A 26,991-nucleotide genomic window follows, 5' to 3' on the forward strand; every position below is an offset into this window, starting at 1 on the left:
AGACCGTTATTATGAGTTCGCATCCTACAGACGATAAGCCTACCCAGGATTCGTCGACGTCCGGCCCATCCGATACAGGTGACAAAACAGCGCAAACCCCCTTTGAGCGCAAGCAATTTGGTGGCTCAGAGCGTCGATCTAAGCCTCATTTGGATGAGGACATGCCCATATCGCGTAGCGATCTAAAAAAGGGCGCCCAAGCGTTGTCGCAAGACACCGAAGCGCATGTGAATTGGAGCGTGCTCATAATCTCATCAGTTGTGATTGCAGCTTTCTCCATTTGGGCCATTATCATGCCGATGGCTGCCAGTACCACGATGAAGACCGTCGTCGATTGGATCGCCACCAATCTTGGGTGGTATTACGTGATTACGATGGTGATAGTGATCGGTTTTGTTTTGTGGGTGGCGTTGTCTAAGGCGGGCAGTGTGCGGCTTGGGCCGGATGACTCACGGCCACAGTATAAGCTGGGTACGTGGGCGGCGATGCTGTTTGCTGCAGGCGTTGGTATTGACCTCTTGTTTTTCTCAGTGACTGGGCCTGTGGTGCAGTATCTAACCCCGCCGTCCGGTAGCGGCGCGACTGCCGATTCGATGCAAAACGCGGTCGTCTGGACGATGTTTCATTATGGTATTGCTGGCTGGTCCGTTTATGCGCTGCTTGGTATGGCGATGGGCTACTTTGCCTATCGCTGGGGCATGCCACTATCAATCAGGGCGGCGCTATATCCTTTATTCGGCAAGCGTGTCAACGGCCCTATCGGTCATGGTATCAGTATTTTGGCGCTGGTGGGTACGGTGTTTGGTGTGGCAACCACGATGGGCATCGGGGTGGTGCTATTAAACGTCGGGTTCTCGAAGATTTTTGGCCTAAACGAGGGCTTGAGCTTGCAGATTGCGCTGGTGATCGGCGCGGTTGTCTTAACCATTTTGGCGACCACCTCAGGGGTTGATCGCGGTATCCGCTGGATATCAGAATTAAACCTGTGGAGCGCGGTGGCGATGATGGCGTTTATCTTAATCGCAGGTCAGACGGCGTTTTTGTTAAATGCACTGGTCGAAAACTTAGGACAGTTCTTTGTCACTTTGCCTGCGCGCATGTTCAAAACCTTAGCTTACGTGCCGGGCAGTAGCGAGTGGATGGGCAGTTGGACGCTGTTTTTTTGGGCGTTTTGGCTGGCGTGGGGGCCCTTTGTTGGGGTATTTTTGGCACGAATATCACGTGGCCGCACGCTACGAGAGTTTGTGATTGCTGCCATCACCGTACCTGTGCTGTGTGACTTCATCATCGTTTCATTCTTTGGTAATTCAGCACTTTATGAGGTATTACAAGGCAATACAGCCTTCGCTCAGCTGGCGATTGAGAGTCCTGAGCGCGGCTGGTATGCTTTGCTTGAAATGTTCCCTGGGGCGACCTTTTTAGTGATACTAGCGACGCTCTCAGGCTTGCTGTTTTATATCACCAGTGCCAACTCAGGGGCGATGGTGATGTCCAACTTCTCCGCCTCCATCCCTGATCCTAGCGAGGATGGCCCTAAGTGGCTGCGTATCTTTTGGGCGGTATTGACGGCTATTTTGACCATTTCTATGCTGATCGCAGGCGGCGTGATCACCATGGAATACGCAACGCTCATATTTGCGCTACCTGTGACCGTTATCGTCTATTTGGTGATGTTTTCGTTTTTTAAAGCGCTTAAGATAGAGCAGGCCGAGCGCGAAGGCACCGTACTGCGTCGCCCCTCTATCGCGCCGAGTGGCGGTCACGTTCCGGAGCGCTCATGGACGCAGCGCTTGGGGCAGATGCTTACTTATCCTTCTAGACGTGAAGCCATCAGGTTCCTTGAGCGTACCGTCCGCCCGGCACTAGATGATGTCGCTGATGAGTTTCGTCGCCAAGGCTATGTCGCTGAGCGCATCAACGCCGACCACAGCCTAACCGCGCCTCTTGATGCGATGAGCGGGCCCTTGCTGCGCTTATCGACCGCTGCCACCGACGATTTTTATTATCAAGTGTTTATGGTTGAGACCCCAGCGCCCACCTTTAGCGGCAAGCTGGCCTCTGACAGCGACATCTATTATCGGCTTGAGGTGAGCACCCAAACCGGCTCTGGTGGTTATGACCTCATGGGGCTCACCCGCCAGCAAGTCATCGATGATGTGCTCGAGCAGTATCAAGCATATCTGACATTTTTGAGCATGCCTGTCGATACTGAGATGACGCCTGTTTCAGAATAACAGCCGAGGTTAAACGCTTATCTCGTAGGTTGGGTGTTACAAGCGCCACCCAAACTACGAGATATTGGTGCACCAAATGCGCTTTATAACCTTATTATTTTACATGGGTAGGTTGGAGTCGAGGCACAAGACCCAACATTTTATTGATTTTAATTAACGGTTTAATGTCGTAAGTCACCTAATATAAAGACTAAAAATTCCAACGTATGCTTTTAAACACGCCTTCTGCATTTGCGCCAGTATTTTATTATTCTTCTATACATCCATCTATGAGCAAAAAGGCACCATCAACATTCAATAAGCGATCTAATCACCTAAACTGTAACCCGCCTTTTATCACTCAAATAAATCAAGTACAGCGCCCCTGCCAAGAGTCCTACCGCCGCCAAGCGCTTCATATCAAGTGGTAACTGGCCATTACCAAACCAGCCAAAGTGATCGATGATCAGCCCCATCATGATTTGTCCTGCGATGACGCCCACAATCGTCGCCGCCGTACCGATGCGCGGCACGGCAATCACGATCGCCACCATACAAAAATTACCAAACAGCGCGCCGGTATATTGCCAGATAGGCACGCTAAGTATTTTCTGTATATCTAGTGGCTCAAATAGCAGTATAAGCATCAGTAAGATAACAGAGGCCACCACATTAGTCAGCCACGCTGTCGTAACCACATCGGTATGTAGGCTTAGTGACCCATTGATAGTTGACTGCACAGCGATCGCCATACCGCCTAAGAGCAACAATGGAAAAGCAAAGGTGAGTAACATCATCGCCCCTTAATAGATTAGCACCAGTGCTATAAGTATCAATACCAGCGCACCGATACGATAGCCATCAATTTGACGGCGCACGCTACCCAATATGCCAAAATGATCAATAGCAAGACTTGCGGTAATCTGCCCGCATAAGATACCTACCATCGTTGTACCGACGCCCACCAATGGCGTGGTGATGGTCAATACAATAGTATAAATAAAACCGATAACGCCGCCTGTGAGTAACCATAATGGCTGACGCGTTAGTGCCATAATACGACTACGCTTGCGAATAAGCATGACAAGACTAAACACGATGACGCCGATGATAAATATCGATAGCGATGCGGATAATCGCCCAATCTGCTTACCTAATGGCCCTAATATCGCCGCTTCAATCGCAAGCGACATTCCGCCTAATGCGACGAATAACAACATCAATATTTGTCTCATAGTTTATCTACTTGGTCTTATTTAGCTTTATTAGCTATTGTTTAACGATACAAAAGCGCCTATTGTATGAACAAATAATTGTAATCACAACCAAGCACACTTTGATGGGTATTATTTAATCTCTAATACCTGTTTACTGTCTAAAAAGTTATGTTTTAAGGAGACACTGTTGTCAAGTAACCTAACCGACATTACCAACTATCTATTAGAGCTTGACGCGCTAAAGCTTATCAATCGGCGCACCTATCTTGATGGTGGATTGCGCGTTGAAAACTCCGCTGAGCATTCATGGCATTTAGCAATGGCATGCTGGACGATTGCTAGAAGCTTTAAGCTTGATGTGTCAGAAGAAAAACTGCTAAAGCTGGCTTTAATCCATGATTTGGGCGAAATTGACGCCGGCGACACCTTTTTATATGACACCAAAAGAGGGAACGCGCATAACGCGGAGCGCGAGGGGGTCAAGCGGTTGGAGGCGCATGAGGGCAATGCGGTGACTGAATTGTCCACGCTTTGGGAGGAGCAAGAAACAGGCACAAGCCCTGAGACCAAGCTATTAAAAGTGGTCGATAGACTGCTGCCGTTTTTACATAACATCAATAGCGAGGGCAAAACGTGGCGCGAGTCTGATGTCAAGCGCTCACAAGTGGCTGGTGCACATGCTTTTATAGCCACTGATTTTCCTAAAATTCATACATGGATGACGCAGCAATTAAGTCTAGCAGTACAAAAGGGTTGGCTAATTGATGCTTGATCTGTTGGTGTCCAAACGGTTTATTGAGGGCTGATGATGAAATTTTTAGAGCTAAAAATACCTCCAGTCGCACAAGTGCTTGTAACAGGGGCGGCAATGTACGGCATGTCGAAAACGCTGCAAACCGTTATACCAGGCGCAAAGTGGCTGGCAGGCGGGTTGACGCTCACTGGTATCGGTATTGGCATTATGGGTGTAAACGAGTTTAAAAAGGCGCAAACCACGGTCAATCCGCACAAACCAAATAATGCCACAAACCTTGTTACCGGTGGCATTTATCAGTATACACGCAATCCGATGTACTTAGGGTTGACGCTGGTGCTATTAGCTTGGGCGCTGTATTTGGCACATCTTTTGGTTTTTTTTGTCATTCTTATTTTTGTGCTGTATATGACGCGCTTTCAGATTATTCCAGAAGAGCGCGTGATGCAGCAAAAATTTGGCAAAGCATATCAAGCGTATCTAAAGAAGGTACGGCGTTGGATATGAGATATGGTAAGTAGAATGTTTCATTATTAACGAATGGACAAACAAATCAGGGAGATGATGTCATGGAAATGAAGAGCATACCGTTTGGGGTTACCGACTGGACAGAAATAGAAGCAGTAGAAGTTAAAGGCGAGACTGGTACAGGATACTGGAAAACATGTGAATTTAACAATATCAATGTGCATATGGTTGAGTATTCTGCGGGCTACCTTGCTGATCATTGGTGCTATAAAGGGCATATTTTATTCTGTATTGAAGGAGAGCTAAATACCGAACTAAAGGATGGTCGTACTTTTACCTTAACATCAGGAATGACTTATCAAGTGGCGGATGATACGATTGCCCACCGCTCGTCAACGCAGACAGGCGCTAAGCTATTCATCGTCGATTAAACCTACTGTGCATTGTTTAATGGGATTTATCACAGTCGAGGAGTAATAGTTTTGTCTGAATTAAAGACTGTTGGTCTTTTCTTTTTAACCGCACTTGCAGAGATTGCCGGCTGTTATCTGCCTTATTTGTGGTTACGAGAAGGCAGATCGGTTTGGCTTCTTGTCCCTGGGATATTTAGTTTGGCAGCCTTTGTGTGGTTGCTGACGTTGCACCCAACTGCGGTAGGCCGTGTTTATGCCGCTTACGGCGGGGTGTATGTTTCAGTGGCAATTTTATGGTTGTGGACTGTCAACGGTATTCGTCCAACTACATGGGATATACTAGGCTCTGCGATTGCATTATTAGGGATGGCGATTATTATGTTCGCCCCGCGTCAGTAGGTGAGGGGTTTTATGAGTAAAGACGTTAATAAGTGCTTACTTACGGATACATATTGATTTGCTATAATAAGCAATAAGCCAATGATTAAGTCAGGCAAACTTCTATATTGTTAATATTTAGCACAACAGTGCCTATTGTTTTGGTCAAAATTATTATGCGTATACGTAAACTATTCAAATTTGAAAACGCTCATATTGTGCGTAACTGTAGCTCTGAGCGCTGCAAGCACTCTATTCATGGTCACAGTTATCAGATTGAGCTCATTCTTGAAGCCAAGCGTTTGGATCATGGGCAGATGGTCTATGATTTTGGACTGCTAAAATCTTCCATCAAAGACATTATTGATAGTTTTGATCATGCCATTTGTTTTTGGAGCAAAGACGATCCTGAATATATCGCTGCTTGCAAAAAATTCAGCGCACGCTGGATAAGTTTGCCAGTATCACCATCTGCAGAGCAGTTTTCGCGCGTTATCTTTTTTTGGGCTGATGAGATTTTAAAACAAACCCAAATGCAAAATGGTGAGGCGGACGTTAAAGTTTACTCAGTTATAGCCCATGAGACTGCCACAGGCTATGCGCAATGCTTTGCTGATGATGTAAACAATGAGCAAATGGGTAAGCTTAAGCTAGAGGATTTCGAGTTTAGTGAGCAAGTAAGCGCTGAGTGGCACGATCCTGAGCTGTATGCCAAATTGATTCGCGGTGAGCGTTTTGTCAATCCGTCGGTCACCATGCAGGTTCACGAACAACAAACGGGTACAGTCTGATGTCTAACCATAATGATACCTCTTTTACTGATAAACAATTGCGAATACTAACCCTATACTCAGAAGCCGATACTGAGCGTTTGGCTGAGCAGCTTGCGGATTTACTACCCTCAGGTAGTATCTGGTTGGCGGGCGATTTGGGCGCAGGCAAGACCACATTGACACGCTATTGGTTGCAAGCATTAGGACATAAGGGCGCAGTAAAAAGCCCGACGTATACTTTAGTTGAGCCTTATAGTATTGAGCAGGGTGACGGTACGACTAAGCCGGTCTACCATACTGATTTATACCGTATACAAGATCCTGAAGAGTTGTCTCTTATTGGTTTTGATGAGTATCTTGAGGACAAAAATGCGCTAGTAATCATCGAATGGCCAAGTCGCGCTGATAATTATTTACCACCGCCTACGTTGTTTATTGACATTACTCAAAGCGTTGATGAGACCCGTCAAGTTGAGATACGATTATCAAAGGTAGGGCAAGCGCAAGGGCTAGATTTGTCATTACTAAAAGTTTAGTTTGATAAAGTATGTTTGCGATCCATAAAATATGATATTCATTAATGCCAGATAATTATCCTAATACACGTATCAAAAAACTATCGCCATTGCTCATCAACCAATTGGCAGCGGGTGAGGTCGTAACACGTCCAGCAGCAGTGGTCAAAGAATTACTAGAAAATGCAATTGATGCTGGTGCCTACCATATTGAAGTACATATTACTCAAGGTGGTATGGGTATGATAGAGGTGATGGATGATGGCGTTGGCATTCATCCTGATGATATGGTCATGGCCATTACTCGTCATGCGACCAGTAAAGTTGCGGATGTGGCTAATTTGCATGGTATTACGACGTTGGGCTTTCGCGGGGAGGCGTTGGCTGCGACAGCAGCTGTTTCTCGTATGACTTTAACCAGCAGTCATGATGATAGCGGTATTGGCCGACAGCTACAGGTTGCAGGCGTATTAGAAGACATTCCAAAACTGATACCAATCGTACATAAACGCGGGACGACGGTCACTGTCAAAGACATATACTTTAATGTACCAGCACGCCGTGGTAATCTGAAGTCTATTGCAACTGAGTTTGGTCATATTGAGACGATTGTGCGTGAAGTCGCTTTGGCACGTGCTGATGTAGCGCTCACATTATTTCATGATAATAAGAAGCGACTGTCGCTGTCTGCAAAGTCTATTAATAGCAGTAATGAGAATCCTAATCGTCTGCCATTATCACGCCTTGAACAAGCAACAGGGGCGTTATTAACGCCTAATGCGCTAGAAGTAGTGGTCGATTTATCCAGTCTAGTGCAGCAGCCTATGGGGCCTATTGATAACAATTACTCAGGTCAGCAGGCAAGTATTAGTGGTTGGTTATGGCCTAGTACTGATTCGCAGGATACCTTGCCAAAACTACTATATGTAAATGGACGTTTGGTAAAAGAGCCAATCGTTAATAATCAGTTACGTCAACTTGCGCACAAAGCGGGCGCTATTAGTGTCGGTTACGCGCTTTATTTTGATTTGCCAATTCAGTGGCTCAATGTCAATGTCCATCCATCTAAACAGCGTATCAAAATCAGTCCACTTAATAATATCATGGCACATTTAAGCCATGCGGTTCGTTTGAAGCTAAAAACTGTTATCACAACGCAAACAATGGAGCCAGCTGACAGTTATGAGAAGCGAGCGCCAGAAACGAAAACTGCGATAACTAAATCACTTGATGATTTGTCATTTAACCCCTCTGCTACCAACGATTTAGAACAAAGCAGGCAAGTACAAGCGCCTAAACAACCGTACCAGACATCAAAAAGTAAGCCGTTTTCTATTTGTAGACCAGACTCTCATACAAAAAAGTCTTACATTGATGAGCATTCAGAGTCGCGTATCAATGCTTTAAATATGTCTTTAGATGATAGTGTTAAGCACTTAACTGGCTCAAATATAGCAACCAAATCTCTACCAGTTTGCTTAGACATTATTCATCGTGTGGATAGTGGGATAAGTAAGTTTTCAGACATTGAAGCCATCAATAATAAGTCGCTGCCTTGGCTATTATTTTATAATAAAAGCCAGTGTCTGTTAATCAGTGCAGAGGATTGGCAATCAAAGATGCGAGTATTGTTTGAGTCACATATACTGGATAATGAGGCTTTTAAAAGAAGGCAGTTGCCGGATAGTCCAATATATATTAACCAACAGCTTGCAACTATAAGCACTCAGATGTCTGCGCAAGATTTGGTGGTTTTTATAGCAGATATGGAAGAAATACTGGTGGATGAGGCAATCATAAATATTGACCGCGATCAGTTGGTTTCGATCATGTTGTCATCTTTAACTGGATAAACCACGCTTCAATTTAATCATAGCTCCACTCTAATTATAAAAGATAGATAACAGGCGTCTAAACAGTTAGCCTTTAATCTGACTATTTTAATCATCCATAAAGGCAATTCTATGCAACTGTCATCTAGTAGCATCTCCCATAAATTGACGGATAATAGCGTGGTTTGCTTAATGGCGCCGACCGCCAGTGGCAAGACTGCATTGGCTTATGAGTTGTATGATACTGGTCGTTATGAGCTAATTTCAGTAGACTCAGCGCTCATATATCGTGATATGAACATCGGTACGGCCAAACCTACGGCGATTGAGCTTACACGTTACCCGCATCATCTAGTCGATATTATCGACCCTATGCAAAGCTATAGCGTCGCTGAATTCGTCAATGATGTCGCTCATTTGATTGATAGCTGTCACAAAAATGGCAAAATACCGCTGTTGGTCGGTGGCACTATGATGTATTACATGGCGCTACTCGACGGGCTATCTCCAGTACCAGATAGTGAGGACAGCGTTCGCGCTCGTGTAGAGCAGTGGCGACAGACAGAAGGCTTACAAGCGTTGTTTGACTATCTTAGTAAAGTCGATCCTATTAGTCATCAGCGCCTTCATGCAACTGATACCCAGCGTATTACGCGAGCCATAGAAGTATATCTACAAACTGACATTGCTATAAGCGACTGGCAATGCAAACCTAAGCAGGCAATAGCAAACAATCCACATCAGCAGTGGCATGCACTTACAGTAATGCCAGATCGTCCTTGGCTGCATACGCGTATCGAACAGCGTTTAGAGATTATGTGGCGTGAAGGACTGATAGATGAAGTACTTGGTTTGCTTGAACAATATCCGTTGACACCTAATTTGCCATCTATGCGCTGCGTTGGCTATCGGCAAGTTTTAGAGTACCTGACACATATTAATCATCCAGTATTTGAGCAGCCACATCTTGATAAGACGCAGTTTGAAGAGGTTTTTGGTAGATTTGAAGACCCAAGCAAACATAAAATAAAACCACAAAGGGCGCTGCAATCACAGTCGTCAACCCTTGATAGTCAAACCGAGGCGCTTGCTTGTTATCAAATGCAAAATAAGGCATTATATGCTACAAGACAACTGGCTAAACGCCAATATACTTGGCTACGTAAGTTGGCTCAATTATCGAACGTAAATAATGATTTGCATAATAACAACGAAATTGTCATATCATCCTACGAATCTATGACGCAAGCTAGAGAATATCTGCTCTGAACGATCATTTGTCATCTATTAATAATGATAGACAAGAAGCTTATGGTATTACGTTCTAACAGGTTTTAATAATCGTAAAAACAAGTTATAAATATTTGCAGATTATAAGAACGAATCACAATAAGTTTCAAAATTTGGCTGAGACAGCTGTTATAATTTGTTAATCTAACATTTACAGTATGCTTTGCCAACTATGATTGTTACTATCGTTATAAGAGCAAATAATCATTTATTTACAATAATATAATAGTTAAACAAAGTATAATTAACAAAGAAAAATCGGTGCTCATTTAGATACGTTTTATTAGTAAAACTTACTACTGTATCTTTTTCTAACGATTATAATTAAACAAGCACTTATAATATAATTATATAATATTCGGGAGAGTTTTTATGTCAAAAGGACAAACATTACAAGATCCGTTCCTAAACTCATTACGTAAAGATCGTATTCCAGTGTCTATTTTTTTGGTAAATGGTATTAAATTACAAGGCCAAATTGAATCATTTGACCAATATGTCGTTTTATTAAAGAATACAGTTAGTCAAATGGTTTATAAGCATGCCATCTCAACTGTAGTTCCAGCACGTAATCCACGAGGCGCTAGTACTACTGCATCATCAAGTAGTGGTATGCAGACTCAAGGTACTAACGGCTACCAAGGTGGCAGTAGTAACAGTGGGTTTGAAAGAGGTAGCAATACAGGCGCAGGTGGCGGCTTTGAAGAACGTGGCTTTGCCTCTAATCGTAGTGGTTTTAATCGTGGCGGCTTTGGTCAAGGACAAGATCGCGGGTTTGAACGTGGTGGTCTAGGTCAAAGTCAAGACCGTAGTTTTGAGCGCGGTGGTTTTGGTCAAGACCGCGGATTTGAGACACCAGCAGAAAACACAGGATTCAACGAAAAGCCCAACAATGATTTTGATGACGATAACAACAACTAATTGATGCTATTTATGAGCGTATATTGTTGAAGTCTATTTTAATAAAAAGATCTGCTATTGAGTGGGTCTTTTTTTTATCAACAACTTCACTATTGTAAGACTATTAAGTGTAAGGCTATCAAGCATTTGAACGGGGCAGCCGATAAGATGTCTGAATATTCTTTAAACAATATAGTTGATATGTTTTTTTAATCAAGATTACATTGTACCGTTCTAAGTCATATTATTAAAATGGCTCCTAATATAGTAAAATATATTATTAATGATAATTACCGAGTCAAACCATGAGTAACTGTACAAACAATCTTACTGACGACCAATTTATGACCACTGCCATTGACGCTATTCAAACTGAGATAGCCGCGTTGGCGTTATTAACTGAACAGATAGACGATAGGTTTGTGCAAGCTTGCAAGATCATTTTGGCCTGCAAAGGTCGGGTAGTCGTGACTGGTATGGGTAAGTCAGGTCTGATCGGGCGCAAGATAGCAGCGACGTTTGCTTCTACTGGTACGCCAGCATTTTTTATGCATCCTGGTGAGGCAGGTCATGGCGACTTAGGAATGCTGGTAAAGGGTGATGTGTTACTGGCTATCTCTAATTCTGGAGAGTCGGATGAAATCAAGACCCTATTGCCAGTGGTTAAGCGTTTAGGTATTCCGCTGATAAGTATTAGCCGAGACAAGCGCGGTATGTTGCCACGCGCAGCCGATATTATATTGACCCTTGGCAAGTCACAAGAAGCTTGCCCGCTTAATCTGGCACCTACTTCTAGTACGACGGCAACTTTAGCGTTAGGAGATGCTTTAGCAGTGGCTTTGGTACATGCGCGTAATTTTACTTCAGAAGATTTTGCCTTATCGCATCCAGCAGGTGCGCTTGGTCGACAGCTATTAACACGAGTAGAGGATTTGATGCATAGTAATGTAGATAATTTGCCGCTTGTTAATCAAAAAGCGCCATTACAAGATGCATTATTTACGATGTCTGCAGGCCGTTTGGGCATGACTGTTGTAATCGACGATGAGCAAAAAGTTGTCGGTGTGTTCACAGATGGGGATTTGCGCCGTGGTTTGGAAAAACGCATTGATCTTGCAACACCCATACAAGACGTGATGAGCACTAATCCACGCCAAGTAAGTAAGTCGATGCGTGCATCTGATGCCTTAAGTGTCATGAATGAAAATGCAATCAGTCAACTACTAGTGATAGATGAAAAAGAGCATTTAGAAGCCATCATTACTGTGCATGATTTGCTACAAGCAGGTGTGAAATAAGCGCTTAGACTAAATAGGTTTCACATTTAAACAATAAGACTTTATAAGAGATAAATTATGCAAGACTTAATCGAAAGAGCAGGACAGGTCAAAATGTTGGTCTTGGACGTTGATGGTATCTTGTCAAACGGTCAGATTATCTATGATGCTAATGGTATTGAGACTAAAGCGTTTTCGGTACAAGATGGGGTCGGTATTAAGTCTTTGGCACGCTATGGTATTTTAACTGCTATTATTACTGGCCGTAGTAGCCCTATGGTCAATAAGCGTGCAGCAGAAACTGGCATCGATTATGTGGTGCAAGGTCGTGATGATAAGCTTATCGCTTTGAATGAGCTACTCTCTACCTTAGATCCAGCGCTCAATATTACGGCTGCCGACTGCGCTTATATGGGTGATGATTTGCCTGATATTAAAGCCATGCAAACCGTCGGCTTTGCAGCGACAGTACCTAATGCGCATGCTGAGGTTATCAATCGCAGTGATATGGTAACGACGCGCACTGGCGGGATGGGGGCAGTACGTGAAGTGTGTGACCTGATCTTAAAAGGTCATGGACAGTATCAAGACTTTATTTCGCACTATACGCTTGATAAAGTACCAGCGCAGGATGATTTATCGTGAATACTCGTGTCCTAGTTGTCTTAGCCTTAATTATTGCTGGTATTGCTGGTTGGTTCTTTCAACAACAAGGTAAGATCACACCGCCAGTAAACATAGAAGCTTCTGAGGTGGATTATGAAGCGACTGATATAAAAGCGGTACAAACCAATGAAGAGGGTGAGACCGAATACGAGTTAAATGCCGATTCACTTACGCATAATCCAGTGACCAATCAAGATGAGATGTCGGGTATTACCATGAACTGGGAGCCATCTGATGAACAGCGTTATCAAATTCAAGCAGGTAGTGCTACGATCAACCAACAAACAGGAGAGCTGCTTTTGTCTGGTGGTTTTACCTTAGTTAGTGAAGACAAAGCGAGTGGATCGTCGGATATTGAACCTATTGAAGTCACAGGTCAAACGCTTAAAGGCAATACCAAATCGCGTCAAGTCTATAGTGATGAGTCCGTCAAAGTCGTGCAGGGTATGAATCGCTTTAAGGCTTCTAGTATGCAGGCCAATCTTGAAACTGGCGAGTATGAGTTTGGACAAGTGGCTGTGACTTTCACACCTGCTGAGCGTCAGGATCAGGCTTTATTTTAATGTCTTGTATATTACGTATTATTGTCTTAGATAGTTTAAAATAGTTGGTAAAGGTAATAGCAGCAGTTGGCTCGCTTATTGCTACTTATCCATTAAATCAATCTAGGTTGCTCGTACTACCCAATAGCTTTTGCTTTTCTACTACTTATTACCTTCTTATCATAAAAGAGTAACTGCTTATGAAATCTAACTTCTTGCCTGCTACTAGTCAAAATTATATGTCGCAAATTTTACGCGTATTGCCAATGGCTATGCTAATAGCATTACCACTATATAGTCATGCATTGCCATCAGATGCCAACCAGCCTATTAAGTTATTAGCAGATAAAGCGACCTATAGCGAGCGTACAGGTATCACCAGTTACTCCGGTAATGTCATTATTACCCAAGGCACATTAAAGCTTACCGCTAATGATATTACGGTAAATCTCTCGCAGCAGCGCAGTATTAATTCAGCAGTGGCAACCGGACGGCCAGCGACCATGCAACAAGTTATCACTCAAGAAAAAGGCCTAGCAAAAGGTCAAGCAAACAAGATTGATTACAATGCAGTGAGCGGTATTATTACTTTAACGGGTAATGCAAAACTGGTGCAAAACGGTGCTAGTTTTGCTGGTAATGTCATCCGTTATAGTCTCAAGGCTGGCGATGTTGAAGCGACAGCTGGTGGTAGCCAGCGTGTTGAGTTGGTATTGCCGCCAAATAATAGTACCAACCAAAATAGTATACGCTAAAATAATATACCAAATAAGCGCTTAAATTTGCCTTAGTACGAGTAACATATGAGTGATAATAGTAGTTTGAATAGCAACTTTGATAGTCAAAACATATCTGTGATAAACAGTACGCCTACGCCCAGTGTTGAACGTCTAACCATGCAAAATCTAGGTAAACGTTACGGTAAGCGCTGGGTAGTCAAGGATGTCTCTTTTTCAGTCGAGCAAGGGCAAGTTGTTGGGTTGTTAGGGCCCAACGGCGCAGGTAAGACAACCAGTTTTTATATGGTAGTCGGTTTGGTCAATATGGATAAAGGCCGTGTGACCTTAGGTAAAATGGATTTGTCTAAATATGCCATGCATGAGCGTGCTCGAGCTGGCATTGGTTATCTGCCCCAAGAAGCTTCTATCTTTCGTAAGCTGTCTATCGAAGAAAATATTTTAGCTATTTTACAAACTCGTAAAGAGCTATCATCTGCTCAGCAGAGGCAAGAGCTTGAAAAGCTCATCGGAGAATTTCATTTAGAGCACGTGCGTCAATCACTAGGCATGAGCGTCTCAGGCGGTGAGCGTCGCCGCTGTGAGATTGCGCGCGCTTTGGCCGCTGATCCCAAGTTTATCTTATTAGATGAGCCTTTTGCTGGGGTTGATCCTATTTCAGTTGGTGACATCAAGGAAGTTATTTTAACGTTAAAAAATCGAGGTATCGGTGTGCTAATCACCGATCACAATGTACGTGAAACACTCGCTATCTGTGAAAAAGCTTATATTGTCTCAGAGGGGGCCATCATTGCCGAAGGTACGGCAACTGAAGTCTTAGATAACGAACTGGTAAAATCAGTTTACTTAGGTAAGGATTTTCAAGTATAGATAACGGTTTGTATTACCTTTTATTGCCTAAAAAACTCTAGAACATATGATTAAGCGTACATCTATAAAGGTCTTATCCACCTTGATTTTTTGCCTATTAGTACCATTTAATCAAAGTAATTCAACTATTTACTAATGATCTTGGTCAATGCTCATTGGTAAATATTCAACATACCCAACCTCATTCTTTTTTCTCAAAACTATTATTAATTTATTATAAATTATAATGTCTCTTTTTCTATAAAGAACAGTATTTTGACCTTTTTTTATCTCGCAACTTAAACAGGGTGCATATACGATGGCAAAAAATAAGAGTAGCTACGTCTGTCAGCACTGCGGTGCGCATTTTGGTAAATGGTCAGGACAGTGCTCTGATTGTGGCGAATGGAACAGTTTGGTTGAAGCACCAAATGTCAGCATGCCACATCACAATAAAAATACAGCCAAACCCGCTGCCAATCGAGGAGCACCGCGCGGTACAAACGGTGGTACTCCAGCAGGAAACTATTCAGGAACGCAAAGTGCGGTGATGCCGCTTAATGCCGTTAGCGTGACTTTAGATACACGATTACCAACAGGTATTAGTGAGTTTGATCGAGTATTAGGCGGCGGTTTGGTAGCGGGTTCTGTGGTATTAATAGGCGGTGATCCAGGCATTGGTAAATCTACTATTTTGCTTCAAACAGCGACCAATATGGCACGTGCCGATTCATTGGCAGGCAGTGCGCTGTATGTCACAGGGGAGGAGTCACTGGCGCAGGTTGCAATGCGAGCCAAACGCCTAGACCTACCAGCCGATCGCTTGCGAGTGTTGGCCGAGACTAATGTAGAAACCATTTGTGCTGCCTTGACCCAAGAGCAGCCTGCGATTGCTATCATTGATTCGATTCAGACCATTTATACCGATGCGATCAATTCAGCCCCCGGCGGCGTCAGTCAAATTAGGGAATCTGCGGCTATCTTAACGCGCTATGCTAAGCAAACGGGTACGGCTTTATTTTTGGTTGGCCATGTGACCAAAGAAGGTACGCTTGCAGGACCACGTGTACTTGAGCATATGGTTGATACGGTTTTGTACTTTGAAGGCCAGTCTGATTCACGATTTAGAATGATCCGTGCGGTCAAAAACCGCTTTGGCGCGGTCAATGAGCTGGGCATTTTTGGGATGACAGATATGGGTCTTAAAGAGGTTGCCAACCCATCTGCTATATTTCTTAGCCGCTATGATAAACCAGTTGCAGGATCAGTGGTAATGGTCAGCCGCGAAGGTACGCGCCCGCTATTGGTTGAGGTACAGGCGTTGGTCGATGACTCACAAGGGCAGCCAAGACGTATGGCTTTAGGGCTTGATTTTCAGCGTCTATCGATGCTGCTTGCCGTGATGCACCGTCATGGCGGTATTCATACCAGTGGACAAGACGTTTATGTCAACGTAGTTGGCGGCGTCAAAGTGATAGAGACAGGTTCTGATTTGGCAGTACTATTGGCTTGTGCATCTAGTATTAGAGAAAAACCATTACCCTCATCATTGGCGGTGTTTGGTGAGGTCGGTTTGTCAGGTGAGATTCGTCCTGTACCAAACGGACAAGAGCGCTTAAAAGAAGCTATGAAGCATGGTTTTACTCATGCCATTATTCCAAAATCAAACGCACCTGCTAGTGATTCACCGCAGTTTAAAGGTATTGTTGTACATGCTGTAGAGCGCCTAGATGATGCAATAGAAAAGGCGTTTGAAATTTATTAACTACGTCAATAGGACAATATATCAATAACATAACTGCTAAAAAAGCAGCCATAAAAAAAGTGTCAAACTTATACAAGCTTGACACTTTTTTTATATTTTAATCACTTTTCACACTGCTAACTTCCATACATCTAAATTCTAAAATCGTTTACAGACCTAATGCAATCTGATAGTCATCGATCTTAAAACTATGGACCTGAAACACGTTCAATTGATACATTACCAACACCTTTATTGGTAATACCCAAACGTTTGGCTGCACCATAAGACAAATCTAAAACGCGATTACCGTGGAATGGGCCGCGATCATTTACTTTTACAACCACACTTTTGCCATTGGTTTTGTTGGTCACTTTTACATAGCAATTCAAAGGTAGGGAGCGGTGAGCGGCAGTCAAACCGTTCATATCAAAAGTATCACCGCTGGCTGTTTTGCGACCATGAAACTTACGTCCATACCAAGAAGCAAGACCAGTCTGTTTGAATTTACTGACAGAATTAGAAGCGACAGCAGTCAATCGCTCTAATACATCCTCATCATCAGTAACTTGGCTCGTATCATCGGCGAGCAAAGAGCTGTTAATAGCCAATGACACTGGTTGACGCGCAGATTTAACTAAGCTTGAAGCGTTATCATGTTGACGAGTAAGCTCACCAAGGACACGATCAATATGAGAGGTGTTGTCTTGAGATAAAGTAGAGAGAGACGTTTTTGCTTCAATCGCATTAGTATTAGAGGCTACAGCAGAGCCAGCAAACAGACATACCGATATTGTAAGTAAACCAGATAGACGCTTATTCATAGGTACCTCTATAACTTATATGTTAAGACCTGATATCTAAAACCTTGTATTGAGCGCAAAAAATTCAGCAAATCTATAAATGCGTCAACTTGTTTATCCTTTCCTACAATGTAAAAGCTAGTACGTAGGAACAGTAATTAAACAGGCTTTAGGATAGGAATAATTTTTATGTTGAAAGTTTTTAATATAAAACCAACTATTAATCATATAAAAATGCAATTACTTGGATTTGTTATGAGTACGTTAACTTAGGTAGTAGCTTTGAAAGATAATTGCTGACTATACGTAATAGCTACGACTAGAATATAATTAATTGCAATCTTTCTTATTAGAACTGTATTGGTTATGTATCAAATAGTATAAAAAAGAGAGTAACGCAATTTTTTGTAAATGGCAAGCGTTAATATAGACTGACAAATGTTAGTTTTTCAGTAAATACTATAGTGAACTTGAATAATAGAATAAATATTTAAGCAATAATAACAATGTCTTATGTTTTATAAACGATAGATTTTTGTCTATCTTTTACTTTAATCGTTTTTATGTTACACAAAAATACTTTAGAACCTTTATAAAATTCGTTTGTATTCATTTATACGAATTTTCATTATTTATAATGTATTTTCTATATGCTATATATTGAATATATAATTAATCATTTATAAAATTTTTATTATGTATGCGCGTGCTTATTATTTTTTATAGACTTTTTTTGATTTTGAGTTATATCTTTCTGACAGTTATTTGAAATTACAGCCAACAACGCATCTTTTTGTCTATAATATTTAGGGTAAGCTGTATGTGACAGTTGGCTTAAGCAATAAAAATCTGCTACATGGTTTTATGAGCAGATTTTGTATCGTGTTATAGGATAGTGGACTTTGTTTGAGTGTTTATTCGGATTTGTGGGTATGGATGGACATCAAAAGCCCAAACCCTCCCATCAATGTTACGATTGCAGTGCCACCATAACTGACAAAGGGTAGAGGGACACCCACTACTGGTAGAATACCTCCTACCATACCGACGTTGACGAATACATACACGAAAAATGACATGGCGATAGCGCCAGCCAATAGGCGACTATAGATATCAGGTTGCGTAAGAGCAATATAGAGTGCACGTATCAATAAGCACGCATATATCAGCATCAGTAATATGACGCCAAATAGACCAAACTCTTCTGAAAAAGCTGCAATAATAAAATCAGTATGGCCTTCCGGCAAGAAATGAAGTTGTGATTGTGTACCTTCTAAGTAGCCTTTACCTGATAATCCGCCAGAACCTATGGCCGTCTTTGACTGAATGATATTCCAGCCGGCTCCTTGAACATCGGCCTCAGGGTTTAGCAATGTTAATACGCGTGTACGCTGATAGTCATGTAATAAAAAATTCCAAGCAATAGCGATGAGAGGTACGGCTAGGATGGCTGCAGCTGAAATCAGTCGCCAAGATAGACCTGCCAAAAATAAAACAAAGAGTCCGCTCGCGGCGACCAGCAAAGAGGTACCAAGGTCCGGCTCTTTTGCAATGAGTATGACTGGCACAATAATAATGCCCAAGGTAATTAAAATACTGGAAAATGATGGTGGCAAATCTCGTTTGGACAAAAACCATGCACACATCATTGGCATACCAAGCTTCATAAACTCCGATGGCTGAACGCTACCAAATCCTGGTAAATTGATCCAGCGCTGTGCCCCCATTCGTACTTCACCAATAATCTCAACCAATACCAGTAGTATCAGTCCCATGACATAAAATACAGGCGTCAATGTACGATAGAGGCTAGGCGGTACTTGAGCCATAATGAACATGACTGTAAAAGCCACGCCATAGCTGACCGCCTGCCTCAGAACCATACCAACGTCTTGAGTTGAAGCACTATATAGGATAGTTAACCCAATACAGCAGATAAGTAGTAACAGTATCGTGAGCCATGGGTCTATATGAATATGTTGCCACAGCGTTCGTTCATGACGTTGACCGAAATGATGGCTTTGGCGAGAAAAGCGGTACTGTGGGTTAAAGGACATAGGCAAAAATGACTGTAATCATGGAAAGTATATGGAAAGGACTGGTTTGTAAGTGCTTATTGTATAGCAGTAAAAGAGTAATCTAATCACCAAACATGACAATGCCAGCAGTAAATAGCCAAATTATTCACTATTATTAGGAGCAATAGTTTAGCTTGCTTGCGTAAAATTTGATAGTATCGATAAAATATTTGTTAATGATAACGACCCACATGACTCACGTAAATAATAGGCTTGATAAGTTTATCCATAAATCTGTATGTAAGCAGACCGGAATTTGTATTTCTCAAAAAGCCATCTCTCCTACAATACTAAAACCCTATATGACATCAATTATAAAACTCTTAGTTATATTTATCGCTTGTAGCAGCAGTGTTGTTGGGCATGCTGCGATTTTGAATGATAGCGAGCGCCGTATTCAAGTACGTCATAGCAGCAGTAATGCTTATATTGCACCTTCTGCCAGTACCAGTAGTCGAGCAACTGTACTGGGTGGCGATAGTATGCAGGGTTTAATCGAACAAAAACAACGCGAATATGAGCTTGATACCAAGCTATCGATCGAAGAGAACAAACGGGTAAATGTTAATACTCGTCCAAATTATAATACATCAAACATTAAAAAAGTGACTTATAGTCCTAAATACAATACAGCCAGTAATACTTATAACAGTATGATCAATATGGACTTTGATAGCTGGTTAAATAGCAGTAGTTTTCGCGCGCAAGAGGTTGCCAATTATCATCGTTACCTGAGCGCACAGATTGGTGCTCAAAACGTACCGCCACTTAAAGAGCTGCTCACTACTGCTCGTAGTTGGGACAAATGTGGCTATGAACCTTATCAGCTACCGCCGCAAGAGCTGTGGTCAAATATCGTTCCTACTTTGAGACTTTATGCCAATCTAAAGAATCAGGGTATCTTACCTGCAAGTAGTAAAATACGCTCGGTATATCGTAGTCCAGGACTTAATGGTTGTGCAGGTGGTGCAAACAGTAGTAAACATATGACCGCAGGTGCTATAGATATTTGGGTGCCTGAATATGAGAATGATCTTTGGCAGTTGAGTAATTTGCAAGACAATTTATGCCAGTATTGGCAATATCAAGGTCAATCACACAACTTTGGACTGGGGTTATATTCAACTGGTGCAATTCATTTAGATACGCAAGGTTATCGAAAGTGGGGCTTTAATCATACTAGTAGTAGCTCATCATGTCGCTATTAAACACAAACAATACTGTGACTCAAAAGATAAAATACGGTAAAAATTACAATCTTAAATGTTTTAAGTATAATGACCCTGTCAAACAAGACTCGAGCGCGAGATAAGTGTCATATTATCGTGAGATTGAACCTTTAATCACTAAAAGCTGGTAACTTAGTCTCAAATAATGCTTTAATATCGATAAATAATTGTCCATATTTTATACAGTTTCTTGTTAAAAGACAGAAAACTCAGGTTTGACACAAGCAGGTTTTATGAAGTGTTTCCGGTCTATAATATCGAATGCCTACCGTACTCAATCAAATATGTCATATCTAGCCCTGATTGTTGTTATAGTATCAATTGTACTCTTTAGTTATTCTTGTAGTCCAAAACTATCTGTCGATAGTCAAGCTAATACTGCGACAAACACGCAAAAACAGCTTGAAGCAGCAAACATCGAAGATAACATTACCAACTCTTATGCAAGGCTGGCGGCTCAGCGTGCAGATGTCTGCCCCAAACTGCTACAAAAAGACATGAATAGTAATGATATCGAGCGCGTAGCTGAAGTGATGGTCAATGATTACTGCGACTATTTTTTATATCTAAATACGGGGCAGCGTCTCGATGTCAATGTCGACAATAGACAAATAGAGGCACTACTGATTGTACCTACTTTACATAATTTTGCTAATGGGGAGTATAAAGTAACGTCTTATGATAAGCATGTGATTCGGTTAGCCTATAATGGCGCTACCTATAAGCCTAAACACTTGAGCTATGATGTGGCGATAACGGTTACGGACTAAATATCCGCAACACGGTTTCTGATCTTATATTAATAATTTTTGCTAAAAACGCTACTCAGCATGCATTTCTTTGTTCTTCCAAGGATCATCCTGCCCAACTGTCACGATTAAGAATTTGTCTGGTTCAAGAGTATTGCGCAAAGTCTGGTTAACCCCTGATAACTTCACATTGTCAATACGCGTTATATAATCCGTCAGATAGTTATCTGGCAGTTGATAAAAATTCATCATTCCTAGCAAGCCATTAATACCTGCATTACTTGCAAAGCCCATTGGGAAGCTATTCTTCATATTGTCCGTGGTCAGACGCATCTCATTACTAGTAATCCCGCTATCTAACGTATCATCGATGACTGCTAGGCTTGCATCAATAGCGTCACGAGCCTTGTCATTGCGCGTTGAAAAACCTATCTGATAAGGACCACGAGCCAGCATTGGATTCATAGAGCCAGATATTCCATAGGTATAGCCTAGGTTTTGACGAATCTCTGTCATTAAGCGCGCATTAAAATTACCACCTGCTAATACTTCGTTGCCTACTGCAAAGTTGGTTTGTTGCTGCTGCGCTTGTGGATCGGTGGCGCGCTTATTACCTAATTGGCCCATCAATACTGTGGTTTGGGTGCTAGGAAAGGGGATATGGATATGCTGTGCTTGGGTGAGGGGTCTTGGCTCAGGTAAAGCGTCCGCTGCCACACCTTTAGGTAAATTAGCAGTAATGTCTTCAGCGAGTTTTTTGGCTTGAGCGAGCGTCAAGTTACCAGTCATTGCTAAGGATGCATTGGCAGCGACAAGGTAGCGATCTTGAAAATCAGTCAGATCTTCTCTCTCGATACTGGGTACAGTGTCAAGCGTACCCGATGAAGGGTGGGCATAAGGATGGCTACCATATAAAGCTTCATCAAAAGCAAGGCTGGCAAGGCTATTAGGGTCTTGTTTTTGCTGCTGCAAGCCAACCAATAAACGGGCTTTATTACGCGCTAAAATTGACTGATCAAAATTTGGCTTAGTTAGTATTTGCGTCATCAGATCAACGGCTGGTAAAAGATGCTCGTCATCAGAGAGGCTACGTAATGAGACGATAAACATATCTTTATAAGCACTACTATTTAACTGAACCCCTAATGTCTCAACCGCTCGCGTAAAGTCATCTTCGCTCAAGCTCTCAGTGCCTTGTGTGAGCATGGTAGCGGTCATATTGGCAATGCCAAAACCGTTCGAGCGTATATTAGCATCGCGTGCGCTACCTGCGTTAAAACGCAAATCAATATCGACGATAGGTAGCGTGGTTGCGCGTACAAATGATACGGGTACGCCAGCTGTCGTTTTAAAATGTTCGATAGTTGGTACAGTTACTTGTAACGGTTTGACGTTGTTAAGACTAGTCAGCTTAGACAGAGCAGCAATGGGCGCGTTCGCATCGACCGCAGCCGCGGGCTCACGATATTCTTCAGCACCGACTGAATCTGCATAAGCTGGAGTGATAAACGTAGTTAATCCTACTACGATGCTGGCACTAAGATAAGACTTACGAGTAGGTTTAGACTGTTTTATATCTTTATGGTGAGGCGTTTTTTTTATAATGGGTATCGAGGTTTTCTGAGTCATATTTGTCTTCTTATAATGTTCTTAAATAACGAGTTTCTTAAAAATGGAGTGGAGTACAATCTTGTTCTCCGCACTGAGTTTTAATTATTGATGATCAATTATTTGCTTGAGCCTTACTTATCTTAGCTTTATCCATTTTTTCTTCAGGTGGCACGATATGCATGACAGTTAAATTATCTTTTACAAGATATTTTTTGCTAGCAGCCTGAATATCAGCGACGCTCACGCCATCAAGCTTGGTAGGTAAGCTTGCAAGCAGTCTGTCATCAAGTCCAATAGATTGCAGCGAACCTATCATGCGTGCTTGGCCTTGCATACTGTCTTGCGCATAGACTAAACCTGTCACAGTATTGGTTTTGGCACGACTGATTTCATCAGCATTGATAGGATCGGTGGCCAGTTTATTGATTTCAGCCGTAATAGCATCCTGTGCTTGCGTTAAGCTTATGCTCTCACGCGGGGTTGCTTGAATTAAGAACAGTCCATCACCGCGATCAAGCAAATCATAAGAAGTGCCGACGCTGGTGAGTAAACCTTGCTCACGTATGAGTCGGCTTTCTAGGCGCGCCGATAACCCGCCATCTAAGACATCTTGGGCAAGTGATAGCGCGTAAGCCTGCTTTTCATTATCCGCGCCAACGGTTGTTAGGCTAGGAACGTTGTAACCCATTAATAATACGGGCACTTGTACGGCCTGCTCAGAATCAACTTTTTGATAACCACGAAAGCCTTGCTGCTTTACGGTAGGACGTGTTGGTAGTTTGCTGGCAGGCAGATCACCGAAGTAGCGTTGAACTTGCGCCAAGACTTCTTTTGGCTTAACGTCACCCACGATAACTAAGGTTGCATTATTAGGGGCATACCAAGTTTTATACCAATCTTTTAACTCTGACAGCTCAATCGATTCAAGCTCGCTCATGGGTCCGATGACAGATTCGCCTTTAGGACTATCCGGTAAGGCCAATAGTCGAAACGATTCGTAAGCTTTGGCAAGTGGATTGTCATCAGTACGCTGGCGGCGCTCTTCCATGACCACTTGATGCTCTTTAACAAAAGCTTGGTCATCAAAGACTAAGTTGGTCATCCGATCTGCCTCTAATTCTAAGGCTAAAGGCATTCTATTGGCTGGGAATAGCTCATAGTAGCCCGTATAATCGTAGCTGGTAAACGCATTGTTAACGCCACCAAATTTAGCAATCAAGCGTTCATAATCATCACTTGATACGTCAGCTGTGCCCTTGAACATCATGTGTTCGAGCAAATGCGAGATGCCGCCTTTGTTTAACGGTTCATCTGCTGAGCCAACCCGATACCAAATCTGCGTCATCGCGACTGGCGCACGATGATCTTCTTTGATAATGATTTTTAGCCCATTTTCTAACTGATATTCATGCCGACCTGACATATCGATAGCCAAATCCGAGCTCGCGGCTGGCTTAGCGATTACTGTGTCAGGCGTAGCCGTTTGCTGGAAGTTACTGGTTTGACAGGCAGCCAAGGTAGTAGCAAGCGCTAAGGAACAGGCAATACGTAACGAGATAGCAGATAATGGTGAAGACAAGGACATAGGGTTTTCTACTTATAAAACAGTGAATGATAAATTTGGAATAAAAATGAAGAAAAAGGATAAACGATCAAAGGCCAAGCATTAGGTGCTATGTACTATAGTGTTTTGTGTCCACCAACAATGACACTGGCGGTTGGTTTAAATGCTTGCGTCGTACTACAACCTACGACTGATAACAGCAGTATAGAGATAATTGATGCATATCCTATGTTGACAATAAGTGCCAAATGAAAAGGTTTTTTAGCAGAATTATTTTTGGCTTTATGAATTGGTATAAACGTTACTGTTGATGACATAAGTATTCCTAATATTCTAAAACCCAGTTTGTATAAAGAATGCTCTTGTAAACTTATCTTTAATCTTAGTATAGCGTTACAAATTTACAAAATCTTCTTTAGATCATTAATCAAGTCAGCCGTTGGCTCTAATGCTTGCAAAGATGCGCAGCCGACTGTTGAGAAAGACAGTATTGCGACCAAAGATAGCGCTGGCCAATTGGCTTTTTTATTGTCGAGAGCATGTGTAGAGTCAGACTCTAATAAATATTTGCGCTGCGGCAAAGATGCATATTTTGAGATGCCAGTTTGCTTTAAAGGGGACATAGCAGCTCCTATTCAATAAATAAAAAGATTGGATGAATAACAAATAGCTCAAAGCAGATAAGTATAAGCTTGACTGTAGCGAAACCTACGTTTGGTAAAGTCAGATTTATGTGTCTAAACCTTAACCGAATTTTATAGTAACTCTACTATTACTGTATCATTCACTATCCTGCTCCGCGCTAAGCGCTACTTGAATTATGCTAAACTAGCACAAGAATGAAGCTTTCGTTTTGATGATATTAGATATACTGACGTCAATTACACCATTATTCATTACAAAATAAATATATTACTGACATTATTAACCTTTAGGGCAAGCTTATGAATAATCCAAATAATGCCAATCGCGTGGTCATCAACCTTGATGGTAGTCTTGATGATTTAGATGACGATGATATTACCTTACCAAGTCTGCCGACGCAATCAGTCCCCATTATTGATGAGCCTGACGGCGTTATTGAAGCTGCTAGTCAGAACCAAAAAGGCAGTCAGACGTCAAGTGCAGACACAGCAGGTGTAGAGGAAGCAGAACAAATAGCGTTAGGTGCACCGATTATAATGCCTGAGGCACAGCATACGGGTAATGATGCATTAGTTAGCAATGACCAAATCGAAAACAAGATTGATCCTACTGCTATACCAAAGATGCCGCTACAAGAGCAGTGGACTGATAATACTGCTAGCCAGCATCTACCAGCTGACACTAAACAAACCAACACTGACGATGCTGTGAGACAAGCTGTACCAAGTACGTCCCAGGCATTGGCTGATGATGATGCAAGCCAAATGGATCAGCTACAAGAAGACGAGACGCAAGGTCGCCAAAAAGGCAGCTGGTTTAACCGCATGAAGTCGGGACTTAGTAAATCACGTAAAAACCTTGCAGAAGGTATGGTGAGCATACTTATCGGTGGCAAAGAGATCGATGATGAGCTGTTAGAAGAGGTAGAGGACCAGCTATTAGTCGCCGATATTGGTGTCAATGCAACCAACCGTATTATCAAAAGTTTAACTGAGCAAACAACGCGTGGCGATTTGATTTATGCGCATTCATTATATAAAGCACTGCAAAGTGAGCTCGTTGATATCTTAACGCCAAAAGTTGCGCCATTGGTTGTCGATACGAGCAAAAAACCATTTGTTATTTTGGTTGTGGGTGTTAATGGGGTGGGGAAAACCACCACTATTGGTAAGCTTGCCAAGCGCTTACAAGGCGAGGGTAAGTCAGTTATGTTGGCAGCTGGTGACACTTTCCGCGCTGCCGCTACTGAACAGTTACAAATCTGGGGTGAGCGTAACAGCATTCCGGTTGTGGCTCAAGGCCATGGTTCTGACAGCGCTTCTGTCATTTTTGATGCGATGCAGTCAGCCAAAGCAAAGAATATCGATGTATTGATAGCTGACACTGCCGGACGTTTGCAAAACAAAACGCATCTGATGGCGGAGCTTGAAAAAGTAGTACGTGTCATGCGTAAGGCAGATCCAAGCGCGCCCCATGAGGGCATGATCGTTCTTGATGCGGGCACAGGTCAAAATGCTATCAACCAAGTGGAGCTGTTTAACAAGGTTGTGCCGCTGACAGGCATCACTATTACCAAGTTAGATGGTACAGCGAAAGGCGGCGTCGTGTTTAATATTGCCGAAACCACGGATGTACCGATTCGTTATATTGGGGTTGGTGAGTCAATCGATGATTTGCGTGCCTTTAGTCCAAAGCAGTTTGTCGCAGCACTTTTTGATACAAATGAAAGCTAAGATTTTTTAAC

27 protein-coding genes are annotated in these 26,991 nt (G+C 42.5%); 19 read left to right on the top strand and 8 right to left on the bottom strand.

What is annotated here, in order from left to right; translation table 11 throughout:
* Nucleotides 1-11 precede the first annotated feature (11 nt).
* Nucleotides 12-2,234, top strand: a complete 2,223-nt coding sequence (betT, locus tag Q0890_RS09690) for a choline BCCT transporter BetT (RefSeq protein WP_299220116.1) — start codon at nucleotides 12-14, stop codon at nucleotides 2,232-2,234.
* 314 nt (nucleotides 2,235-2,548) lie between these two features.
* On the opposite strand, the gene Q0890_RS09695 is transcribed toward betT, so the two are convergent.
* Nucleotides 2,549-3,010 carry a DMT family transporter gene (locus Q0890_RS09695; RefSeq protein ID WP_299220119.1) on the bottom strand — a complete coding sequence of 154 codons (462 nt, stop codon included), beginning with the start codon at nucleotides 3,008-3,010 and terminating at the stop codon, nucleotides 2,549-2,551.
* Nucleotides 3,011-3,016: 6 nt separating this feature from the next.
* Nucleotides 3,017-3,448 (bottom strand): DMT family transporter, encoded by a 432-nt coding sequence (locus tag Q0890_RS09700; RefSeq protein ID WP_299220122.1) that lies wholly within the window; start codon nucleotides 3,446-3,448, stop codon nucleotides 3,017-3,019.
* Between the two features lie 169 nt (nucleotides 3,449-3,617).
* Between Q0890_RS09700 and Q0890_RS09705 the strand changes: the two genes are divergently transcribed.
* The 15 genes from Q0890_RS09705 to radA all read left to right on the top strand — a co-directional run bounded on the left by Q0890_RS09705 (nucleotide 3,618) and on the right by radA (nucleotide 16,589).
* Complete coding sequence (locus tag Q0890_RS09705) at nucleotides 3,618-4,202, top strand: HD family hydrolase (protein WP_299220125.1); 585 nt, start codon at nucleotides 3,618-3,620, stop codon at nucleotides 4,200-4,202.
* A gap of 33 nt (nucleotides 4,203-4,235) precedes the next feature.
* Entirely contained in the window at nucleotides 4,236-4,691 is a 456-nt protein-coding gene (locus Q0890_RS09710) for an isoprenylcysteine carboxylmethyltransferase family protein (RefSeq protein WP_299220127.1), read from the top strand.
* A gap of 62 nt (nucleotides 4,692-4,753) precedes the next feature.
* Nucleotides 4,754-5,083, top strand: coding sequence for a DHCW motif cupin fold protein (locus tag Q0890_RS09715; protein WP_299220130.1), 330 nt, complete (start codon nucleotides 4,754-4,756; stop codon nucleotides 5,081-5,083).
* Between the two features lie 51 nt (nucleotides 5,084-5,134).
* Nucleotides 5,135-5,464, top strand: coding sequence for a YnfA family protein (locus tag Q0890_RS09720; RefSeq protein ID WP_299220133.1), 330 nt, complete (start codon nucleotides 5,135-5,137; stop codon nucleotides 5,462-5,464).
* A gap of 155 nt (nucleotides 5,465-5,619) precedes the next feature.
* On the top strand, nucleotides 5,620-6,234 hold the full coding sequence (locus tag Q0890_RS09725) for a 6-carboxytetrahydropterin synthase (protein ID WP_299220138.1): 615 nt from the start codon (nucleotides 5,620-5,622) through the stop codon (nucleotides 6,232-6,234).
* Nucleotides 6,234-6,752 (top strand): tRNA (adenosine(37)-N6)-threonylcarbamoyltransferase complex ATPase subunit type 1 TsaE, encoded by a 519-nt coding sequence (gene tsaE, locus Q0890_RS09730; RefSeq protein WP_299220141.1) that lies wholly within the window; start codon nucleotides 6,234-6,236, stop codon nucleotides 6,750-6,752. The genes Q0890_RS09725 and tsaE overlap by 1 nt, the downstream gene beginning before the upstream one ends.
* A 44-nt stretch (nucleotides 6,753-6,796) precedes the next feature.
* Entirely contained in the window at nucleotides 6,797-8,584 is a 1,788-nt protein-coding gene (gene mutL / locus Q0890_RS09735; RefSeq protein ID WP_299220144.1) for a DNA mismatch repair endonuclease MutL, read from the top strand.
* Between the two features lie 111 nt (nucleotides 8,585-8,695).
* A complete protein-coding gene (gene miaA, locus Q0890_RS09740) occupies nucleotides 8,696-9,832 on the top strand; it encodes a tRNA (adenosine(37)-N6)-dimethylallyltransferase MiaA (RefSeq protein ID WP_299220146.1) in 1,137 nt (378 codons plus the stop codon).
* Between the two features lie 393 nt (nucleotides 9,833-10,225).
* Nucleotides 10,226-10,774 carry an RNA chaperone Hfq gene (gene hfq, locus Q0890_RS09745; protein ID WP_299220148.1) on the top strand — a complete coding sequence of 183 codons (549 nt, stop codon included), beginning with the start codon at nucleotides 10,226-10,228 and terminating at the stop codon, nucleotides 10,772-10,774.
* Nucleotides 10,775-11,058: 284 nt separating this feature from the next.
* Nucleotides 11,059-12,051: an SIS domain-containing protein gene (locus Q0890_RS09750; protein ID WP_299220151.1), complete on the top strand. Its 993-nt coding sequence runs from the start codon at nucleotides 11,059-11,061 to the stop codon at nucleotides 12,049-12,051.
* A gap of 57 nt (nucleotides 12,052-12,108) precedes the next feature.
* Nucleotides 12,109-12,675 carry an HAD family hydrolase gene (locus Q0890_RS09755; RefSeq protein ID WP_299220154.1) on the top strand — a complete coding sequence of 189 codons (567 nt, stop codon included), beginning with the start codon at nucleotides 12,109-12,111 and terminating at the stop codon, nucleotides 12,673-12,675.
* Complete coding sequence (gene lptC, locus Q0890_RS09760; RefSeq protein WP_299220157.1) at nucleotides 12,672-13,259, top strand: LPS export ABC transporter periplasmic protein LptC; 588 nt, start codon at nucleotides 12,672-12,674, stop codon at nucleotides 13,257-13,259. Before Q0890_RS09755 ends, lptC begins: the two co-directional genes overlap by 4 nt.
* Nucleotides 13,260-13,438: 179 nt before the next feature.
* A complete protein-coding gene (gene lptA / locus Q0890_RS09765; RefSeq protein ID WP_299220159.1) occupies nucleotides 13,439-13,993 on the top strand; it encodes a lipopolysaccharide transport periplasmic protein LptA in 555 nt (184 codons plus the stop codon).
* Between the two features lie 141 nt (nucleotides 13,994-14,134).
* Complete coding sequence (lptB, locus tag Q0890_RS09770) at nucleotides 14,135-14,845, top strand: LPS export ABC transporter ATP-binding protein (protein ID WP_299220849.1); 711 nt, start codon at nucleotides 14,135-14,137, stop codon at nucleotides 14,843-14,845.
* 298 nt (nucleotides 14,846-15,143) lie between these two features.
* On the top strand, nucleotides 15,144-16,589 hold the full coding sequence (gene radA / locus Q0890_RS09775; RefSeq protein WP_299220162.1) for a DNA repair protein RadA: 1,446 nt from the start codon (nucleotides 15,144-15,146) through the stop codon (nucleotides 16,587-16,589).
* A gap of 188 nt (nucleotides 16,590-16,777) precedes the next feature.
* On the opposite strand, the gene Q0890_RS09780 is transcribed toward radA, so the two are convergent.
* Together Q0890_RS09780 and rodA are read right to left on the bottom strand one after the other, a co-directional pair.
* Nucleotides 16,778-17,392, bottom strand: a complete 615-nt coding sequence (locus Q0890_RS09780) for a septal ring lytic transglycosylase RlpA family protein (protein ID WP_299220165.1) — start codon at nucleotides 17,390-17,392, stop codon at nucleotides 16,778-16,780.
* 893 nt (nucleotides 17,393-18,285) lie between these two features.
* Nucleotides 18,286-19,428 carry a rod shape-determining protein RodA gene (rodA, locus tag Q0890_RS09785; protein WP_299220168.1) on the bottom strand — a complete coding sequence of 381 codons (1,143 nt, stop codon included), beginning with the start codon at nucleotides 19,426-19,428 and terminating at the stop codon, nucleotides 18,286-18,288.
* A 212-nt stretch (nucleotides 19,429-19,640) separates the two neighbouring features.
* On the opposite strand from rodA, the gene Q0890_RS09790 reads away from it, so the two are divergent.
* Together Q0890_RS09790 and Q0890_RS09795 are read left to right on the top strand one after the other, a co-directional pair.
* A complete protein-coding gene (locus Q0890_RS09790) occupies nucleotides 19,641-20,657 on the top strand; it encodes a D-Ala-D-Ala carboxypeptidase family metallohydrolase (RefSeq protein WP_299220170.1) in 1,017 nt (338 codons plus the stop codon).
* A 254-nt stretch (nucleotides 20,658-20,911) separates the two neighbouring features.
* Entirely contained in the window at nucleotides 20,912-21,448 is a 537-nt protein-coding gene (locus tag Q0890_RS09795; protein WP_299220173.1) for a hypothetical protein, read from the top strand.
* A gap of 51 nt (nucleotides 21,449-21,499) precedes the next feature.
* On the opposite strand, the gene Q0890_RS09800 is transcribed toward Q0890_RS09795, so the two are convergent.
* The 4 genes from Q0890_RS09800 to Q0890_RS09815 all read right to left on the bottom strand — a co-directional run bounded on the left by Q0890_RS09800 (nucleotide 21,500) and on the right by Q0890_RS09815 (nucleotide 25,225).
* A complete protein-coding gene (locus tag Q0890_RS09800; RefSeq protein WP_299220176.1) occupies nucleotides 21,500-23,056 on the bottom strand; it encodes a pitrilysin family protein in 1,557 nt (518 codons plus the stop codon).
* 94 nt (nucleotides 23,057-23,150) lie between these two features.
* Nucleotides 23,151-24,617: a pitrilysin family protein gene (locus Q0890_RS09805; RefSeq protein ID WP_299220852.1), complete on the bottom strand. Its 1,467-nt coding sequence runs from the start codon at nucleotides 24,615-24,617 to the stop codon at nucleotides 23,151-23,153.
* Between the two features lie 101 nt (nucleotides 24,618-24,718).
* Nucleotides 24,719-24,919: a hypothetical protein gene (locus tag Q0890_RS09810; RefSeq protein ID WP_299220178.1), complete on the bottom strand. Its 201-nt coding sequence runs from the start codon at nucleotides 24,917-24,919 to the stop codon at nucleotides 24,719-24,721.
* 84 nt (nucleotides 24,920-25,003) lie between these two features.
* The gene (locus Q0890_RS09815; protein WP_299220179.1) at nucleotides 25,004-25,225 is read right to left on the bottom strand and encodes a hypothetical protein; all 222 of its coding nucleotides are present in this window, start codon (nucleotides 25,223-25,225) and stop codon (nucleotides 25,004-25,006) included.
* 786 nt (nucleotides 25,226-26,011) lie between these two features.
* Between Q0890_RS09815 and ftsY the strand changes: the two genes are divergently transcribed.
* Complete coding sequence (ftsY, locus tag Q0890_RS09820; protein WP_299220854.1) at nucleotides 26,012-26,980, top strand: signal recognition particle-docking protein FtsY; 969 nt, start codon at nucleotides 26,012-26,014, stop codon at nucleotides 26,978-26,980.
* The last annotated feature ends 11 nt before the right edge of the window (nucleotides 26,981-26,991 follow it).

Origin of the sequence: uncultured Psychrobacter sp., assembly GCF_947488565.1 — a bacterium.
Classification (GTDB): domain Bacteria; phylum Pseudomonadota; class Gammaproteobacteria; order Pseudomonadales; family Moraxellaceae; genus Psychrobacter; species Psychrobacter saeujeotis.

Excerpts from the sequence above, each read along its gene's own strand:
- rodA (WP_299220168.1), bottom strand. The coding sequence starts at position 19,428 with ATGTCCTTTAACCCACAGTACCGCTTTTCTCGCCAAAGCCATCATTTC.
- Q0890_RS09790 (WP_299220170.1), top strand. The coding sequence starts at position 19,641 with ATGACTCACGTAAATAATAGGCTTGATAAGTTTATCCATAAATCTGTA.
- Q0890_RS09815 (WP_299220179.1), bottom strand. The coding sequence starts at position 25,225 with ATGTCCCCTTTAAAGCAAACTGGCATCTCAAAATATGCATCTTTGCCG.
- Q0890_RS09800 (WP_299220176.1), bottom strand. The coding sequence starts at position 23,056 with ATGACTCAGAAAACCTCGATACCCATTATAAAAAAAACGCCTCACCAT.
- tsaE (WP_299220141.1), top strand. The coding sequence starts at position 6,234 with ATGTCTAACCATAATGATACCTCTTTTACTGATAAACAATTGCGAATA.
- miaA (WP_299220146.1), top strand. The coding sequence starts at position 8,696 with ATGCAACTGTCATCTAGTAGCATCTCCCATAAATTGACGGATAATAGC.
- Q0890_RS09750 (WP_299220151.1), top strand. The coding sequence starts at position 11,059 with ATGAGTAACTGTACAAACAATCTTACTGACGACCAATTTATGACCACT.
- mutL (WP_299220144.1), top strand. The coding sequence starts at position 6,797 with ATGCCAGATAATTATCCTAATACACGTATCAAAAAACTATCGCCATTG.
- lptA (WP_299220159.1), top strand. The coding sequence starts at position 13,439 with ATGAAATCTAACTTCTTGCCTGCTACTAGTCAAAATTATATGTCGCAA.
- Q0890_RS09725 (WP_299220138.1), top strand. The coding sequence starts at position 5,620 with ATGCGTATACGTAAACTATTCAAATTTGAAAACGCTCATATTGTGCGT.
- radA (WP_299220162.1), top strand. The coding sequence starts at position 15,144 with ATGGCAAAAAATAAGAGTAGCTACGTCTGTCAGCACTGCGGTGCGCAT.
- lptB (WP_299220849.1), top strand. The coding sequence starts at position 14,135 with ATGCAAAATCTAGGTAAACGTTACGGTAAGCGCTGGGTAGTCAAGGAT.
- Q0890_RS09755 (WP_299220154.1), top strand. The coding sequence starts at position 12,109 with ATGCAAGACTTAATCGAAAGAGCAGGACAGGTCAAAATGTTGGTCTTG.
- Q0890_RS09780 (WP_299220165.1), bottom strand. The coding sequence starts at position 17,392 with ATGAATAAGCGTCTATCTGGTTTACTTACAATATCGGTATGTCTGTTT.
- Q0890_RS09695 (WP_299220119.1), bottom strand. The coding sequence starts at position 3,010 with ATGATGTTACTCACCTTTGCTTTTCCATTGTTGCTCTTAGGCGGTATG.
- Q0890_RS09810 (WP_299220178.1), bottom strand. The coding sequence starts at position 24,919 with ATGTCATCAACAGTAACGTTTATACCAATTCATAAAGCCAAAAATAAT.
- Q0890_RS09715 (WP_299220130.1), top strand. The coding sequence starts at position 4,754 with ATGGAAATGAAGAGCATACCGTTTGGGGTTACCGACTGGACAGAAATA.
- Q0890_RS09700 (WP_299220122.1), bottom strand. The coding sequence starts at position 3,448 with ATGAGACAAATATTGATGTTGTTATTCGTCGCATTAGGCGGAATGTCG.
- Q0890_RS09795 (WP_299220173.1), top strand. The coding sequence starts at position 20,912 with ATGAAGTGTTTCCGGTCTATAATATCGAATGCCTACCGTACTCAATCA.
- hfq (WP_299220148.1), top strand. The coding sequence starts at position 10,226 with ATGTCAAAAGGACAAACATTACAAGATCCGTTCCTAAACTCATTACGT.
- betT (WP_299220116.1), top strand. The coding sequence starts at position 12 with ATGAGTTCGCATCCTACAGACGATAAGCCTACCCAGGATTCGTCGACG.
- Q0890_RS09710 (WP_299220127.1), top strand. The coding sequence starts at position 4,236 with ATGATGAAATTTTTAGAGCTAAAAATACCTCCAGTCGCACAAGTGCTT.
- ftsY (WP_299220854.1), top strand. The coding sequence starts at position 26,012 with ATGGATCAGCTACAAGAAGACGAGACGCAAGGTCGCCAAAAAGGCAGC.